The organism is Bradyrhizobium sp. BWC-3-1 (assembly GCF_032917965.1).
Lineage (GTDB): Bacteria > Pseudomonadota > Alphaproteobacteria > Rhizobiales > Xanthobacteraceae > Bradyrhizobium > Bradyrhizobium canariense_D.
Genome location: NZ_CP136625.1, coordinates 8,315,895 through 8,332,395 on the forward strand (window position 1 = coordinate 8,315,895; position 16,501 = coordinate 8,332,395).

17 protein-coding genes are annotated in these 16,501 nt (G+C 64.7%); 4 read left to right on the forward strand and 13 right to left on the reverse strand.

The genetic code is table 11. The features are described 5' to 3' along the window. Window positions 1-23 precede the first annotated feature (23 nt). The 4 genes from RX329_RS39790 to RX329_RS39805 all read right to left on the reverse strand — a co-directional run bounded on the left by RX329_RS39790 (window position 24) and on the right by RX329_RS39805 (window position 4,573). Window positions 24-611, reverse strand: coding sequence for a GNAT family N-acetyltransferase (locus tag RX329_RS39790; RefSeq protein ID WP_007599447.1), 588 nt, complete (start codon window positions 609-611; stop codon window positions 24-26). A gap of 39 nt (window positions 612-650) precedes the next feature. Beyond that, on the reverse strand, window positions 651-1,940 hold the full coding sequence (locus tag RX329_RS39795; protein WP_007599446.1) for a M16 family metallopeptidase: 1,290 nt from the start codon (window positions 1,938-1,940) through the stop codon (window positions 651-653). Next, window positions 1,937-3,355 carry a threonine synthase gene (thrC, locus tag RX329_RS39800; protein WP_018459997.1) on the reverse strand — a complete coding sequence of 473 codons (1,419 nt, stop codon included), beginning with the start codon at window positions 3,353-3,355 and terminating at the stop codon, window positions 1,937-1,939. The genes RX329_RS39795 and thrC overlap by 4 nt, the downstream gene beginning before the upstream one ends. A 573-nt stretch (window positions 3,356-3,928) precedes the next feature. Next, entirely contained in the window at window positions 3,929-4,573 is a 645-nt protein-coding gene (locus RX329_RS39805; RefSeq protein WP_018459998.1) for a response regulator transcription factor, read from the reverse strand. A gap of 85 nt (window positions 4,574-4,658) precedes the next feature. On the opposite strand from RX329_RS39805, the gene RX329_RS39810 reads away from it, so the two are divergent. After that, a complete protein-coding gene (locus tag RX329_RS39810; RefSeq protein ID WP_085351970.1) occupies window positions 4,659-5,999 on the forward strand; it encodes a histidine kinase in 1,341 nt (446 codons plus the stop codon). A gap of 91 nt (window positions 6,000-6,090) precedes the next feature. On the opposite strand, the gene RX329_RS39815 is transcribed toward RX329_RS39810, so the two are convergent. The 9 genes from RX329_RS39815 to coxB form a co-directional block, all read right to left on the reverse strand. Continuing rightward, on the reverse strand, window positions 6,091-6,456 hold the full coding sequence (locus RX329_RS39815) for a nuclear transport factor 2 family protein (RefSeq protein ID WP_026233921.1): 366 nt from the start codon (window positions 6,454-6,456) through the stop codon (window positions 6,091-6,093). Between the two features lie 114 nt (window positions 6,457-6,570). Continuing rightward, window positions 6,571-7,323, reverse strand: a complete 753-nt coding sequence (locus RX329_RS39820; RefSeq protein ID WP_085357797.1) for an SURF1 family protein — start codon at window positions 7,321-7,323, stop codon at window positions 6,571-6,573. Next, window positions 7,320-7,721: a DUF983 domain-containing protein gene (locus RX329_RS39825; RefSeq protein ID WP_085351972.1), complete on the reverse strand. Its 402-nt coding sequence runs from the start codon at window positions 7,719-7,721 to the stop codon at window positions 7,320-7,322. Before RX329_RS39825 ends, RX329_RS39820 begins: the two co-directional genes overlap by 4 nt. Window positions 7,722-7,819: 98 nt before the next feature. After that, window positions 7,820-8,716: a cytochrome c oxidase subunit 3 gene (locus RX329_RS39830; RefSeq protein WP_085351973.1), complete on the reverse strand. Its 897-nt coding sequence runs from the start codon at window positions 8,714-8,716 to the stop codon at window positions 7,820-7,822. A 78-nt stretch (window positions 8,717-8,794) separates the two neighbouring features. After that, a complete protein-coding gene (locus RX329_RS39835) occupies window positions 8,795-9,445 on the reverse strand; it encodes a cytochrome c oxidase assembly protein (protein ID WP_018460004.1) in 651 nt (216 codons plus the stop codon). A gap of 5 nt (window positions 9,446-9,450) precedes the next feature. Further along, window positions 9,451-9,627: a hypothetical protein gene (locus RX329_RS39840; protein WP_026233922.1), complete on the reverse strand. Its 177-nt coding sequence runs from the start codon at window positions 9,625-9,627 to the stop codon at window positions 9,451-9,453. Beyond that, window positions 9,624-10,568 (reverse strand): heme o synthase, encoded by a 945-nt coding sequence (locus tag RX329_RS39845; protein WP_085357795.1) that lies wholly within the window; start codon window positions 10,566-10,568, stop codon window positions 9,624-9,626. The genes RX329_RS39840 and RX329_RS39845 overlap by 4 nt, the downstream gene beginning before the upstream one ends. Before the next feature lie 60 nt (window positions 10,569-10,628). Next, the gene (gene ctaD / locus RX329_RS39850; RefSeq protein WP_007605061.1) at window positions 10,629-12,254 is read right to left on the reverse strand and encodes a cytochrome c oxidase subunit I; all 1,626 of its coding nucleotides are present in this window, start codon (window positions 12,252-12,254) and stop codon (window positions 10,629-10,631) included. Between the two features lie 87 nt (window positions 12,255-12,341). Beyond that, window positions 12,342-13,181 (reverse strand): cytochrome c oxidase subunit II, encoded by an 840-nt coding sequence (coxB, locus tag RX329_RS39855; protein WP_018460007.1) that lies wholly within the window; start codon window positions 13,179-13,181, stop codon window positions 12,342-12,344. Between the two features lie 449 nt (window positions 13,182-13,630). On the opposite strand from coxB, the gene RX329_RS39860 reads away from it, so the two are divergent. The 3 genes from RX329_RS39860 to lepB all read left to right on the forward strand — a co-directional run bounded on the left by RX329_RS39860 (window position 13,631) and on the right by lepB (window position 16,495). Next, on the forward strand, window positions 13,631-14,176 hold the full coding sequence (locus tag RX329_RS39860) for an invasion associated locus B family protein (RefSeq protein ID WP_026233923.1): 546 nt from the start codon (window positions 13,631-13,633) through the stop codon (window positions 14,174-14,176). A gap of 118 nt (window positions 14,177-14,294) precedes the next feature. Beyond that, window positions 14,295-15,722 carry a metalloprotease TldD gene (gene tldD, locus RX329_RS39865; protein ID WP_007605058.1) on the forward strand — a complete coding sequence of 476 codons (1,428 nt, stop codon included), beginning with the start codon at window positions 14,295-14,297 and terminating at the stop codon, window positions 15,720-15,722. Beyond that, window positions 15,719-16,495 (forward strand): signal peptidase I, encoded by a 777-nt coding sequence (gene lepB, locus RX329_RS39870; RefSeq protein ID WP_027515268.1) that lies wholly within the window; start codon window positions 15,719-15,721, stop codon window positions 16,493-16,495. The genes tldD and lepB overlap by 4 nt, the downstream gene beginning before the upstream one ends. The last annotated feature ends 6 nt before the right edge of the window (window positions 16,496-16,501 follow it).

The window sequence follows — 16,501 nt, forward strand, 5'->3', positions numbered from 1 at the left end:
TTTGGCCGCATCAATCAACGGGCTCAGCCGCGGAAATCCTCGTGCAGCAGGCCGAACAGCAAATGGTCCTGCCAGACCCCGTTGATGCAGAGATAGCGGCGCGCCAGCCCCTCGCGGGAGAAACCGCACTTCTCCAGCACCCGGATCGAGGGCGCATTGGTCGGGATACAGGCGGCCTCGACCCGGTGCAGATTGAGCTCGCCGAACAGCGTCGGCAGCAGCACCCGCAGCGCGGCCGTCATGTAGCCGCGCTGGGCGTGGGGCTTGCCGACCCAATAGCCGATGGTGCCGGCCTGGACGATGCCGCGGCGGACATTGGCGAGCGTGATGCCGCCGACCATGGCGCCGTCGAGCTCCCGGAAGATCAGAAAGGGATAGGACCGGTCCGCGGCGATGTCCTCGGAATAGCGGCGCAGGCGACGGCGGAAACCGGAGCGGGTGAGATCATCCGACGGCCAGATCGGCTCCCAGGGGGTCAGGTAATCGCGGCTGGACTCGCGCAGATGGGCCCATTGCAGGAAGTCCGACATCTGCGGCGCGCGTAGCAACAGGCCGTTGCCGCGCGGCGCGAGAGCGGCGGGTCCACTGGATGGCAGGCGGAAGAGGGCCATGGTGATGCTTCCCGGGGCGGATCAACCCGTGCGCGGCTCCTAATGCAGCCGCGCCTTGGCGCGTGCCCGGGTCAATCCTTCCGCAAAAGACACCGCCGTGTCCAGACCCCTGCCACTGCCCAATGCGACAACCGCAGGGCGGCTGCGCGAAAGCAGCGCACGCGCCGCATCCCGGGTCGATTCGACGCTGACGGCGTCGATCCGGGCCACCAGCTCCTCGGCAGTCTGGGGCCGGCCATAGGCCAGCACATGCCGAGCAAGCTGCTCGGCGCGGGACGAGCAGCTCTCCAGCGCCATCAGCAGCCCCGCCTTCATTTGCGCCTTGGCACGCGCGATCTCGACCTCGGTCAGGGTCTCGACCGAATCATTCATGATGTCGACCACGACCTCCATCATCTCGGGCGCATCGGCCGGATCGGTGCCGGTGTAGAGGCCGAAGAAGCCGGTGTCGGTATAGGGGGCATGGAACGAGTAGATTGAGTAACAGAGGCCGCGCTTCTCGCGCACCTCCTGGAACAGCCGCGACGACATCCCGCCGCCGAGGATGTTGGTAAAGACCTGGAGCGAGAACAGCGACAGATCGGTCTGCGGCACGCCCTCCAGCGCCAAGGTCAGATGCGCCTGCTCGAGCTCGCGATGCACCACCTTGGTGCCGCCCTTGCCGAATTGTGCGGGTTGCGGCTTGGGACCCGCTGTCCCCTCAAAACTGGCAAAGCGCTGCTCGACCTCGGCGACCACCTGCTTGTGATCGACCGCGCCGGCGGCCGCCACCACCATGTCAGGGCCGCGGTAGTGCGTCGACAGATAGTCGCGCAGCGAGTCGCGGCTGAAGGCACGCAAGGTCTTCGCAGTGCCGAGCAGCGAGCGGCCCATCGGCTGGTCGGGATAGCAGAGCTCGTTGAGATGCTCGAACACGACGTCGTCAGGCGTGTCCTGCGCCGCGCCGATCTCCTGCACGATGACGTTCTTCTCGCGCTCGAGTTCGTCGGGCTCGAAGGCGGGATTGGCCAGGATGTCGGCGAGCACGTCGAGTGCGAGCGGCACGTCGGCCTTCAGCACCCGCGCATAATAGGACGTGGTCTCGGTCGAGGTGCCGGCATTGAGGTCGCCGCCGACCGCCTCGATCTCCTCGACGATCTCGCGCGAGGAGCGCTTCGTCGTGCCCTTGAATGCCATATGTTCCAGAAGATGCGAGATGCCGTGCTCGTTGGGCTTCTCGTCGCGCCCGCCGACGCCGGCCCAGACGCCGAGCGCCGCGGTCTCGAGATGAGGCATCTTGTCGGTGACGACAGTGAGGCCGGACGCAAGCTTGGAAATCTCGACGCTCATCCGGCAACTCCCTGTTTCGCGGCGCGGCTGACCGACAGCACGAACCGCTCGACCTCGGTCTGGTCGTTCTTCATCACCTTCATGTGTTCGGATTTGGTCATCAGACCATCGAGCCAGGCCGGCAGTTGCGGCCGCTGGCCGCAGGCCGCTTCGACCGCATCGGGGAATTTGGCCGGATGGGCGGTGGACAGCACGATGCTGGGAACCGTCCTGTCCGTGGTGTCGCGGTCGGCGACCGCAAGCGCGACCGCGGTGTGGGGATCGACCAGCTCGCCGGCCTCGCGCCAGGCGGCGCGGATCGCGGCCGCGGTCTCGGTCTCGTCGGCCCGGCCTGCGTCGAACCCCTCGCGGATCGCGGCCAGCGTCGCATCGGGCAGCACGAAGCGTCCCGATTGCTTCAGTGAATCCATCAGACGGCGCACGCCGGCGGCATCGCGCCCGCCAGCCTCGAACAGCAGCCGCTCGAAATTCGAGGAGATCTGAATGTCCATCGACGGCGAAGCCGTCGCGTGGACCTCGCGCACCTCGTAGATCCCGGTCTTCAGCGTGCGCGCCAGGATGTCGTTGACGTTGGCGGCGATGCCCAGGGTCCGCACCGGAAGACCCATGCGCTTGGCGACATAGCCGGCGAAGATGTCGCCGAAATTGCCGGTCGGCACAACGAAGTCCACCGCGCGCGCGGGTGCACCGGCGGCAACGGCGGAGGTGAAATAGTAGACCACTTGGGCGACGATGCGCGCCCAATTGATGGAATTGACGCCGGACAGCGACGTCGCATCGCGGAAGCGATGGTTGTTGAACATCGCCTTCACGAGGGCCTGGCAATCGTCGAAATTGCCCTCGACGGCAAGCGCATGGACGTTGGCCGCGCCCGTCGTCGTCATCATTCGCCGCTGCACCTCGGAGATGCGGCCATGCGGGAACAGCACGATGAGATCGACATTTTCGAGTCCTGCGAACGCGTCGACCGCAGCACCGCCGGTGTCGCCCGAGGTCGCGACCACGATGGTGGTGCGCTGGCCGCGCTGGGCGAGCACGTGGTCCATCAGCCGCGAGATCAGCTGCATCGCCACGTCCTTAAAGGCGAGCGTCGGGCCGTGGAACAGCTCCAGCACGAACTGGTGCGGCGCCATCTGGCGCAGCGGCACCACCGCCGGATGGCGGAAGGTGGCGTAGGCCTCGTTCGCCATACGGCCGAGCTCGGCGTCCGAGATCTCGCCGGCGACGAAAGGGCGGATCACCTCGACCGCGACCTCCCAATAGGGACGCCCGAAAAAGCCGGCGATGGCGTCAGGCGAGAGTTGCGGCCAGGTGGCCGGCACATACAGGCCGCCGTCGCGAGCGAGCCCGGTCAGCATCACGTCGCAGAAGCCGAGTTCGGGGGCCTCGCCCCGGGTCGAGATATAACGAGTCAAACTGCCCTCCAAAGGCCGGCCGAGCCTGGACTCGGTCCGCAAGCCTTTGATTTTACGAAATTACTTGTTAACAGCCAGAGGCTTTGGGCCACCATAAAGTGTTTTGCGGCATCAGGAAACCGCTTCGCGCCTGGGGCCGTCCAAGGAAAAAGGCTGCCAACGAAAAGCGCTGCCAACGAAAAGGGCTGCGGCAATGCCGCAGCCCTCTCTTGGAAGGTCTGTCGTTGTGTGCAGACCGGTTTGGCGTCTTGGGGTCACCGACCCGCAAAAACTGTTCGCGCAAGCTTTCGTCGGCTGTCACGATATCGTCAAGGGACAAAACGGAATGTGTGAGAAAATGTTCCTGTTTTTCCCGACACGTTTCGGCGCGGGCAAACGTTCGCCAGCAGCTTGGCGTCACGCATTACCATTATATCCCGAACGACAGCACAGTTCGGGAACGAACGACGGCTGCGCTCATTGTGTCGGCGGATGGTGTCGGCGCTATCCATGCATTGCCCGGCTGAGCGCCGAGACCGGTCCGCCCGCCGAACCGGCAGCATCCTGGTGCAGCCGGTTCGGTGCCCCGAGGCGTCAGTTCATCCCGATTTCCACCGCGATCCGGATCAGGTCGGAATGGTTCTTGGCACCGAGCTTCTGCTTGAGCAGAGAGGTGGTGTTGGCGACGGTCTTGTAGGAGATGCCGAGCGCCTCGGCGACCTCGACGATCTTGTCGCCTCGCCCCAACAGGCGAAGAATCTCGAGCTCCCGCGGCGTCATCTGCGAGGCAGGATTGGCCTTGATCGCCGCGCCGGAAAACGTCACGGCTTCCGCGAGCTGCGGTGAGATGAAATTGTCGCCCGCAACCACCTTGCGCACCGCCTTGAGCAGGATCCGGGGATCGTCGCCCTTGGAGACGTAGCCCTGGGCCCCGAGCTCGACCGCCCGCACCACGAAGGCTGGATCATCGTTCATGCTGAACATGATGATCTTGGCGTCGGGATCGTCCTTGCGAATGCGCCGCATCAGTTCAAAGCCGGAGACGTCGGGCAGGCTGATGTCGATCACAGTGACGTCGGGCCGCCTGCTGACATAGGCGCGATGCCCGGATTTGGCGTCGGTCGCCTCGTCGATCCGGATCGAATGGTCGGAGGAGAACAGGGTGCGGCAACCGGACAACACCACGGGATGGTCGTCGACAATCAGGACGCGGGTCGCCGGCTTGGCAGTATCTTGCATTGTAACTCTCTAGTTTTTCGATTCATAAACCGACGGGAACAAATGGAAAGAGCAAAATCCCCTGATGCGCGTTAGAATTGACCTAATGTGGCAACGGCTGTCCTTCAGTACACAATTGTTTCTGCCGCTTGGCCTGCTGTTCATGGCGGCGCTGATCATGGGCGGCGTCCTGCTGCACGTCTTCACGACCGGTCAGCTCGCCGAGGAGAACCAGCCGGCCCAACGATCGACCAAAGCCGTGGCCGAGGCCCTCAACAACGCTCTGCGTTCATCCGACCATCCGCGAAGGACCCTGGATGACTTCGTCCGGATGCTGGACGAGTCCTCAGATATTCAATTCCTTCCTGCAGGAGCGGTTGCTCCTCCCTTTGCGTCGAGGGGCCTGCAAGGTTCGCATGGCCCACCAAAATGGTTCGTCAGTCTCCTTTCCATTCCGGACTTGCACATCGCATTTCCGGTATCCCTCAACGGCGAGCATTTCGGCGACATCGTGTTTGTGCCGGACCTGTCCGCAGCGCTGTTCGAGACCTGGGTGGGCTTCCTCGCCTTGGCCGGCTTCGTCGTCGCGCTGACCGGGCTGACAGGGGTCGTCGCCTATGTGTTTGCGGGATCAGCCCTGCGACCACTGCAGGATCTTGGCGCAGGCCTCACGCGGCTACGACGCGGCGACTACGCAACACCGATCTCGGTCGGGGGACCGCCGGAAATCCGGCAAAGCTGCGAGGAGGCCAATGCGCTGGCCGAAACGCTGGTGCAGTTGAGCCAGGACAATCGCGACCTGCTGCACCGCCTGGTCTCGCTCCAGGACGACGAGCGGCGCGATCTCGCGCGCGAACTGCACGACGAACTCGGTCCGCTGCTGTTCGGCATCCGCGTCGGCACGATCGCATTGGTCGATGCCTCGCCCCCGGCGGGAAATCTCAGCAGTTCGGCGCAGGAGGTGTTGCAATCGGTCGAGGCGCTCCAGCAGACCAATCGCCGCATCCTCGACCGGTTGCGACCGCTCTACATCGAGGAATTGGGTCTGGAGACCAGTGTGCAGACGCTGCTCCGAAATTTTCGCAAGCAGGCGCCGTCTATCGACCTGACGGACACGGTCGATCCGAATCTCAACGCGATCGACGGGCCGCTGGCTCAAACCGTCTATCGCGTGATTCAGGAGGCGCTGACCAACGTGCTGCGTCATGCCGGCGCCAGCCATGCCCATGTGCAGGCGACCTTCGCCGGCGAGACGGTCGTCATCGAGATTTCCGACGACGGCGGCGGCTTTCCCGAAGGGAATCTGTTCGGCCGCGGCCTGACCGGCATGCATGAGCGCGTGCGCGCACTCAGCGGATCGCTGTCACTGCTGCGCGTGGACGACAGAACCTATGTGCGCTGCCGCCTTCCCGCCGAACCGGCACGCGAGGCGCCGGTCAGCGATTGAAGCGCTTTCGAGCGAAGTGGATACCGGTTCGCGTGAAGAAAACGCCAAAACAGAATCTGGTGTTCGGCTCTGATTAATCAGAACGGAAACTCTAGCACGCACAGCCAAGCTGCGCGTTCTGTCGCGCCGGCTCGCACAGCGTGGTGCGGATCTTGCCGTCGGGGCTGAAACAAAACGAGGCGCGAATGCGCAGCGCGCCGGCGACGGAATATTCGAGATCGACGCCGTGGGGTGCAGGATGGATTTCCTCCAACCCGAAACCGGCCGACGAGAAAGCGCTGAGCCGCGGCTGCCAATAGGCTTCGAGCTCGCTCCGGCCGCGATAGCGCTGCGTGCCGTTGCACGTGCATTCGACCTGGGCGTCATCCGCATAGAGGTCGAGGAGCGTCGCGAGGTCGCCCTTCCTGCAGGCATCCACCCAATCGACGACAATTCCCATCTGGTCGAAATCACTCACGCTGCAATCCTGTCTGCCGCGGAAAATTACTGGCGGCTTAGGACCACACTCGTGAATGTGCGCTGAATGGTAAACCCCGGGCGATACCGGGTTCCCTAAGTGGATCTACGGAGCTCAGCCCCGCCGCCGCCCTCTTGCCCACACGGCGAAGGCGATGAGCACGGCGCCTGCAAGGGTGAACCAGGTGATGGCGTATTGCAGGTGATCGTCCTTGAGATGGACATCGAGCGGCCCCGGCCGCGGAATGCCATTCTCGGGCGCCGGCTGCTCGAGGTCGACATAGAACGGCGCAACCGCGCCCCAGCCCAGCGCGCTCGCGATCGCCACGTGATCGCGCACGAACCACAGCCGCTTGCCGCGGTTCTCCGCCGGGGTCAGCCAGCCCGGTGCCTCGGGGAAGCGCAGATAGCCGGTGAACGAGACCGCCTGCCCGGTGACGAGCTTCCTGACCGCGCGATCCTCGACGCTGCGATCCTGCATGGTGTTTTCGACGAAGCCCGCATCGATCACCACCGTCTCGCCGCTCGGCAGCCGCGCCGGCAGGAAGGCCCAGGTGCCGGGGCCCGACGCGTCCTTACGCACGGCGGATCCGGAGGAATAGACCATCGCATCGGGCAACGGCGCGTAGGTCGCGGTAAAGCTGACACGGCGGAATTCATCGCGCGCGGGACTTAGCGCGGCCCATCGTGCCGGCGGCGGCAGAGCGACCGGTGCCTCCGCGAGGCGCTCGGTCAGTGCGGCGATCAGCTCGTGCTTGGCGATGCGGCGCTGCAATTGCCAGACGCCGAGCGTGACGCAGACCGCGGTCAGGAAAAGCGTGAACAGCGCGAAGCCGGCCACGCGGGGCTTGCGCGCGGTCTCGTTCATTTCGCGCGGTCGACCAGCCGGCCCGGCGCCGCCTTATGGTGGAATTGCAGTGCGATCAGCAGCGACTTCATCGCGCGCAACGGCAGCAGGGTAGTCGCAAGGATCAGCGGCAGCCACAGCACCGCGTGCAGCCAGTACGGCGGCTGGTACTTGACCTCGACGACGAGCGCGCAGCCGACCACGATCGCGCCGGCCAGCATGATGATGAAGATCGCCGGACCGTCACCGGAATCGATGAAGGCGTAGTCGAGGCCGCAACGCTCGCAACAAGGCGCAAGCGTCAGGAAGCCTGCATAGAGCTTGCCCTGGCCACAGCGCGGGCATTTGCAGGCAAGTCCGCGCAGCGCGCTTTGCAGGACGGTGGCTTGCGGCTCGGACGTATTGGCGGCTTCGTTCATGGCAAAAGGGTCTATCACAGTTTCTGCCGAAACCCCTGCGCGCAAAAAAGCAAAAGGGCGGCCCGGGGCCGCCCTTTCTCGATCGGAAGTCAGCCCGCTCAGTGCGCGCCGTGGGCCATGGTCTCGGCGCCGTGTCCCCAGACATAGATGCACAGGAACAGGAACAGCCAGACCACGTCGACGAAGTGCCAGTACCAGGCGGCGAACTCGAAACCGAGATGCTGGGTCGGCGTGAAGTGGCCAGCATAGGCGCGGAACAGGCACACCAGCAGGAAGATGGTGCCGACCAGCACATGGAAACCGTGGAAGCCGGTCGCCATGAAGAAGGTCGCGCCGTAGACGTTGCCGCCGAAGGAGAATGCCGCGTGGCTGTACTCATAGGCCTGCACGCAGGTGAAAAGCGCGCCGAGCACGACGGTGAGGATCAGGCCATATTTCAGGCCCTGGCGATCGTTCTCGAGCAGCGCATGGTGGGCCCAGGTCACCGTGGTGCCTGACGTGAGCAGGATCAGCGTGTTCAGGAGCGGCAGATGCCAGGGATCGAAGGTCTCGATGCCGTGCGGCGGCCAGGTGCCCGGCACGGTGCAGGCGCCGGCCGCGGTCCCGAGACCACAGCCGAACACCGCATCGCGGGTAGCGTGGACGGCGTCGGCCGGGAATAGCGCCGCGTTGAAATAGGCCCAGAACCAGGCGACGAAGAACATCACCTCCGAGGCGATGAACAGGATCATGCCGTAGCGGTGATGCAGCTGCACGACGCGGGTGTGGTCGCCCTTGTACTGGGCTTCCCTGATCACGTCGCCCCACCAGCTCGCCATGGTGTAGAGCACACCGACGGTGCCGACACCGAAGATGATCGGCGCAGCCGAGAACATGTGGTGCATCCAGGTGATCGCGCCGACCGCCATGATGAAGGCCGAGATGGAGCCGACGACGGGCCATGGCGATGGATCGACCAGATGGTAGTCGTGATGCTTGGTTTGCGCCGTTGCCATTTGCGGTCTCGCTCCTCAATCCCGTGCCTGTCAGGCACTTATCCCCTTATTTCCAACCCCGGCGCGTGAGCCCGGCGATCAGAGATTTCCCTTGCGTTTGTCGTCTTCGCTGGCCGCGAGCGGCTTCACCACCGGATCCTTCACCGGATAGAACGTGTAGGACAGCGTGATCGTGTTGAGACCGTCGTTCTCGTGGTCGTCGGCAATCGACGGATCGACATAGAACACGACCGGCATCTCGCGCTTCTCGCCCGGCGCCATGGTCTGCTCGGTGAAGCAGAAGCAGTTGATCTTCTGGAAATAGGATCCGACCGTCAACGGCGCGACATTGTAGGCGGCCTGGCCTGCGGTGGTCCGCGCGGCCTGGTTGGTCACCGTGTAGAAGACGGTCACGACCTGGCCTATATTGACCTCGATCTCGCTCTGCTCGGGCTCGAACTTCCAGGGCAGGCCGGGCGCGACGTTGGAATCGAAGCGCACCGCGATCTTGCGTGCGATCGGGCCGCTGGCCGGCGCCGAGGTCGCGACCTGGGTCGTGCCGTTGAAGCCGGTGGCGCGGCAGAACCAGTTGTAGAACGGCACCGCCGCGTAGGAGGCGCCGACCATCAGCGCGACCACGCCGCCGCAGATCGAGGCGACCACCACGTCGCGGCCAAGCCCCCTGGCAGGCCTGCGCCCCTTGGTGGCCGTCCGGCTCTGATCCCGCGATATGGTCGGCTTCTGATCCATGTTTCCTACATCGGCCGGACGAGCACGGCCGGCCCCTTGACCATGGTCACGGCAAAGAACAGCACTACGAGCACGCCGAGCGCGAGTGCGATCGCGATCGAGCGCTGACGACGGCTCTTCTTCTGCGCCTCGGTGAGGACGATTCCGTCTATCTCGGGTTTGTCGGCCATCCCTGTGATCATGCGCCCCCTACCATCGGCGCAAGTGCCCGGAACACGACCTCGGCCAGCAAGGTCGCAAACAGCGCGAACAGATAAAGGATGGAGAACGCAAACAGCTTGCGGGTCGCCCGCAGCGATTGGCTGCGCTCGCGACGGATATAGACGTTGATGGCGAACCCCAGCATGCCTGCGCCGAGGATCAGCGAGACGATGCCGTAGATGGCGTCGAAGTAGCCGAGCGCCCAGGGCGCGGCCGCGACCGCGATCAGCACGATGGTATAGAGCAGGATCTGAAGCCGCGTCGCGTCGGGACCGGCGACGTTGGGCAGCATCGGAATGCCGGCGCGCGCGTAGTCGTCGGAGCGGAACAGCGCCAGCGCCCAGAAGTGCGGCGGCGTCCAGAAGAAGATGATGGCGAACAGCAGCAGCGGCTCGACATCGACCGTGCCTGTGACCGCGGCCCAGGCCACCACGGGCGGCAGCGCGCCGGCGGCACCGCCGATCACGATGTTCTGCGCGGTCCAGCGCTTCAGGCCGATCGTGTAGATCACGACGTAGAAGAAGATGGTGAAGGCGAGCAGCGCGCCCGCGATCCAGTTGACCAGGATGCCGAGCGTCATCACCGAGAAGAAGGCGAGCGTCATGCCGAAGGTCATCGCCTCGGGACGGGTGATGCGGCCGCGCGGAATCGGCCGGTTCGCCGTGCGCGACATCTTGGCATCGATGTCGCCTTCGAGCGCCATGTTGAGCGCGCCGGACGCGCCGGCGCCGACCGCGATGCAGAGCAGCGAGGTGATGGCCAGCACCGGGTGGAAATGCCCGGGCGCCATCGCCATTCCGACCAGCGCGGTGAAGATCACCAGCGACATCACCCGCGGCTTCAGGAGCGCGATGTAATCGCCAACCTCCGCTTCGGAGATGCGGGGATTGATGTCGATGGCGTTGTGGTCGAGGACGGACACTAGACTGACTCGCTTGGTTGTCGAGCCGCGGCGCCCGTCACGGACGCCGCGAGCATTGGCTTACTGCACGCGGGGCAGCACTTCGAACTGGTGGAAGGGCGGCGGCGAGGGCAGCGTCCATTCCAGCGTGGTCGCACCTGCACCCCACGGATTGTCGCCAGCCGGCACCTTCTTCGCGAAGGCGTCGATCACGCAGTAGAGGAAGATCAGCACGCCGAAGCCGGAGATGTAGGAGCCGACCGACGAGACCAGGTTCCAGCCCGCGAACGCGTCGGGATAATCGACATAGCGGCGAGGCATGCCCGACAGACCGAGGAAGTGCTGCGGGAAGAACACCAGGTTCACGCCGATGAAGGTGACCCAGAAGTGCGCCTTGGCGAGCCCTTCATTGTACATGTAGCCGGACATCTTCGGGAACCAGTAGTACCAGCCGGCGAAGATTCCGAACACCGCACCGAGCGACAGCACGTAGTGGAAGTGCGCGACCACGTAGTAGGTCTCCTGGAGCACGCGGTCGACGCCGGCATTCGCCAGCACCACGCCGGTGACGCCGCCGACGGTGAACAGGAAGATGAATCCCACCGCCCAGATCATCGGCGCGCGGAACTCGATCGAGCCGCCCCACATCGTGGCGATCCACGAGAAGATCTTCACGCCGGTCGGGACCGCGATGACCATCGTGGCGGCGACGAAATAGGCCTGCGTCGCCGAGGACATGCCGACCGTGTACATGTGGTGCGCCCACACCACGAAGCCGATGCCGCCGATCGCGACCATGGCGTAGGCCATGCCGAGATAGCCGAACACGGGCTTGCGCGAGAAGGTCGAGACGATCTGGCTGACCATGCCGAAGGCGGGCAGGATCAGGATGTACACTTCGGGGTGACCGAAGAACCAGAACAGATGCTGGAACAGCACGGGATCGCCGCCGCCTTCCGGATTGAAGAACGTCGTGCCGAAATTGCGGTCAGTGAGCAGCATCGTGATCGCACCGGCGAGCACCGGCAGCGACAACAGCAGCAGGAACACCGTCACCAGGATCGACCACACAAACAGCGGCATCTTGTGCAGGGTCATGCCCGGCGCGCGCATGTTGAAGATGGTGGTGATGAAGTTGATGGCACCAAGAATGGAGGAGGCGCCCGCCAGATGCAGCGACAGGATCGCGAAGTCGACGGCCGGCCCCGGATGGCCGGAGCTCGACAGCGGCGCGTACATGGTCCAGCCGGCGCCGACACCGTTGGCGCCCGGCTCGCCCTCGACGAAGGTCGACATCAGCAGCAGCGCGAACGAGGCCGGCAGCAGCCAGAACGAGATGTTGTTCATGCGCGGGAACGCCATGTCGGGCGCGCCGATCATGAGCGGCACGAACCAGTTGCCGAAGCCGCCGATCATCGCGGGCATGACCATGAAGAAGATCATGATCAGACCATGGGAGGTCACGAACACATTGTAGGTGTGCGTCTCGTGGAAGATCTGCACGCCCGGATACATCAGCTCGGCACGGATCGCGATCGACATCGCGGCGCCGATGACGCCGGCGATGACCGCGAAGATCAGGTACATCGTGCCGATGTCCTTGTGGTTGGTCGAATAGACGTAGCGCCGCCATCCGGTCGGATGGGCGTGCTCGTCATGTCCGTGGTCTTGCGCGTGATCGCCGTGTGCCGCTGCGCTCGTTGCCATTTTCTAATCCTGCCTTGCGTCCCGATCGGACCTCTGGAGGTCCCGCCTTATGTCGCTTTCAGTTTCCTCGAACCCTGCGCCCGGCGCTCACTGCGTCGGGCCGGCCGTGGAGGCGTAGGTGCTGGTGCCGCCGCTCGCATATTTCTTCTTCGCGGTCTCGACCCAGGAGGCGAACTCCTGGTCGCTCACCACGCGGATGGCGATCGGCATGAAGGCGTGGTCCTTGCCGCACAATTCCGAGCACTGGCCGTAGAACATGCCGGTCTTGGTGGCCTTGAACCAGGTCTCGTTGAGCCGGCCCGGAATGGCGTCGATCTTGACGCCGAAGGCCGGCAGCGCAAAGGCATGAATCACGTCGGCCCCGGTCACCTGAACCCGGACCACCTTGTTGACGGGCACCACCATCTCGTTGTCGACGCCGAGCAGACGGGGCTGCTTGTCCTGGGCCATCAGCGAGTCGAACTCGAACTTGCCGTTATCAGGATAGGCGTAGGACCAGTACCACTGCTTGCCGGTCGCCTTGATGGTCAGATCCGCCTTCGGCACGTCGAGCTCGAGGAACAGGAGGCGGAACGACGGCACCGAAATGCCGACCAGGATCAACACCGGCACGAGCGTCCACGCCACCTCGATCAGCGTGTTGTGCGTGGTCCGCGACGGCACCGGATTGGCTCTCGCGTTGAACTTCACGACAACGATCACGAGCAGCGCCAGAACGAACAGCGTGATCAGCGTGATCAGCACGAACAGGAAATTGTGGAACCAGACGATGTTGTCCATCACCGGGGACCCGGACTGCTGAAGCGTCCACTCCCACGCAGCCGGCTGCCCCAGCTCGGCAAATGCCGCACCGCCCGTCGCCAGCGTCAGACCCGCCACGGCCAATCCCAGCAAGTGCCGGCCCACCGGGCCCATCGACATCTTCATGCCGTTCGCGCTCCCCTAACGAAATCACCCCAAGTGCATTCCCCTATTTTCGGGAAACGCTTTATTCGATCCCCCCGTCTGACAAACCGCCGCGCAAGAATACCTCCAAGAGGAATTGGGGCCAGATCGCTAGAACGCCGAAATCAAGCCTCTCAAACCATAATTCTTGATCTATCGCAATGCAGTCTTGAGCCTCGTCTGTCAGCCATCACCCGCAAGATATTTCCTAGTAACATCAGACAAAAATACCATTTCCCGGGATGCTGCCGCTTGACAGCGGAATTGCCCGCGGTAGGCACTTGGCGCACAGCCGCACAGGAACCTGATTCGTGCGGGCGATTGCGGCCGGGGCGGCGTGGAATTTGCTTGCGAATCGCCTTCAAGACGCCGTCATTCCCGTATCAGTCCGCCTGACGCGAGCGACCCAGGCGAGCAGAGGGACCGACCCGATGGGGTTTTCGAGATCCATGGCAAGGCGGGCTAAAAGCCAGGCTGGCAGCCTCACGATGCTGGCCGCTCTGCTGGCGGCGGTCGTCGTCCTGGCGCTTCCGGGCCTCGCCCATGCGCAGGGCGCGGTGCGCTCCGTCCATGGCGACTGGCAGATCCGCTGCGACACCCCGCCGGGCGCCCAGTCCGAGCAATGCGCCCTGATCCAGAGCGTGGTGGCCGAAGACCGCTCCAACGCCGGCCTGACCGTGATCGTTCTCAAGACCGCCGACCAGAAGAGCCGCCTGATGCGGGTGGTCGCCCCCCTCGGCGTTCTCCTGCCCTCCGGCCTCGGCCTCAAGCTCGACAACCAGGACGTAGGCCGTGCCGGCTTTGTCCGCTGCCTGCCCAATGGCTGCGTCGCCGAGGTCGTCATGGACGACAAGCTGCTCGGCCAGCTCCGCACTGCCAAGACCGCGACCTTCATCATCTTCGAGACCCCGGAAGAAGGCATCGGCTTCCCGCTCAGCCTGAACGGGCTCGGCGAGGGCTATGACAAGCTGCCGTAGTGCGAAGGGCGGTTAGGCCCGCGAATCATATTGTTTCCGTAATGTGAGACTTGGCGCCCTCGCGGAAGTGCCGGGAAACCATTATCTTGCCTCACATCCCCCGATAATGGACGGACGCATGACCAACCCTGCCACAACCTCCCTGCTCGACCGCGCCAATCTCGACCGCGACCAGGTTCGCAACGAGCTCGCGCGCGGGCTTGCCGGTGCCGACGACGGCGAATTGTTCCTGGAATACAGCCAGACCGAAGCGCTGATGTTCGACAATGGCCGGCTGAAGCAGGCGACCTACGATACCTCGCAGGGTTTTGGCCTGCGCGCCGTCAAGGACGACGCCGTCGGCTACGCGCATTCCTCCGACGTGTCGCTGCCGGCGCTGATTCGCGCTGCGGACGCGGTCGCGGCCGTGCGCGGCGGTTATTCCGGCAGCTTCGCCGCGCCTCCTGCGCATACCAACGTGCGGCTTTATAGTGACGACAATCCGCTCGATGCCCCCGGCTTCGAGACCAAGGTCAAGCTGCTCGCCGAGATCGACGCCTATCTGCGCGACAAGGATCCGCGGGTGCGGCAGGTCAGCGTCAGCCTGGGCGCGACCTGGCAGGTGGTCGAGATTCTGCGGCCCGACGGCGAGAGCTATCGCGACATCCGCCCGCTCGTGCGGGTCAACGTCTCCGTCGTCGCCGGTCAGGGCGACCGCCAGGAGAGCGGCAGCAAGGGCTATGGCGGCCGCGCCGGCTACGCCGAATTCATCGAAGCTAAGTCCTGGCGCGACGCCGCCGACGGCGCGTTGCGTGAGGCTCTGGTCAACCTGGAATCGATTCCCGCCCCCGCCGGCGAGATGGACGTCGTGCTCGGGGCCGGCTGGCCCGGCGTGATGCTGCATGAGGCAGTCGGACATGGCCTCGAAGGTGACTTCAACCGCAAGAAGACGTCTGCGTTTGCCGGTCTGATGGGCCAGCAGGTCGCGGCCAAGGGCGTCACCGTGGTCGACGACGGCACCATTGCCTCGCGCCGCGGCTCGCTGTCGATCGACGATGAGGGCACGCCGACCAACCGCACCGTGCTGATCGAGGACGGCGTCCTGGTCGGCTACATGCAGGACCGTCAGAACGCGCGCCTGATGAACATGAAGCCGACCGGCAACGGCCGCCGCCAGGGCTATGCCCACGTGCCGATGCCGCGCATGACCAACACCTACATGCTGGCGGGCGACCGCGATCCGGCCGAGATCCTGGCGTCGGTAAAGAACGGCGTTTTCGCCGCGAATTTCGGCGGCGGCCAGGTCGACATCACCTCGGGCAAATACGTATTTCAGTGCACCGAGGCCTACAAGATCGAGAACGGCAAGATCGGCGCGCCCTTGAAGGGCGCCATGCTGATCGGCAACGGGCCGACCGACCTGCATCGCATCCGCATGATCGGCAACGACCTCGCGCTCGATACCGGCATCGGCACCTGCGGCAAGAACGGGCAGGGCGTGCCGGTCGGCGTCGGCCAGCCGTCGCTGTTGATGGAACGCATTACGGTGGGTGGAACAGGCGGATGAGCGTCGAGAAGATAACTGTCACCACCAAGCGGAAGAGCAGCGGCTGGGCAGGCCAGCTGGTGCAGCTCGCCGGCATCGTCGCGGCGGTGTTCATCGCCAAGGGTGCGCTGGCCGAGCCGTTCTACGTGCCGTCGGGCTCGATGGAGCCGACGCTGTTGATCGGCGACGCCTTGATCGCCTCGAAATTCCCCTACGGCTACGGCACCTCGTCGCTGCCGATCCAGATCAACCTGCCCGAGAGCGGCCGCGTGTTCGCGGAAACGCCGAAGCAGGGCGACGTCGTGGTCTTCCGCTGGCCCGGCGACCGCTCGCAGGCCTGGGTCAAGCGCGTCGTGGGCCTGCCGGGCGACCGCATCCAGCTGCGCCAAGGCCAGCTCTTCGTCAACGATCGCCCCGCCGAGCTGAAGCCGGACGGCGTTGGCGCCGCCGAGGACGACAATGGCGGCAGCGAACCCGCCTATCGCTATGTCGAGACGCTGCCGAACGGCGTCTCGCATCTGATCTTCAAGATGCGCGACAACGGTCCGCTCGACAACACGCAGGAAGTGACGGTGCCGGCAGGCCATCTCTTCGTGCTCGGCGACAACCGCGACAACTCCGCCGACAGCCGGGTGCCCCTGCGCTCCGGCGGCGTCGGCATGTTGCCGATCGACAATCTGGTCGGCCGCGCAGATGCCGTGCTTGGATCCTGGGATCTCGGTATCCGGGGCCAGCCGGTGTGGACCTGGCTGTCCGGATTTCGCATGGCGCGGTTTTTCACCGCTGTGCATTGAACCGAT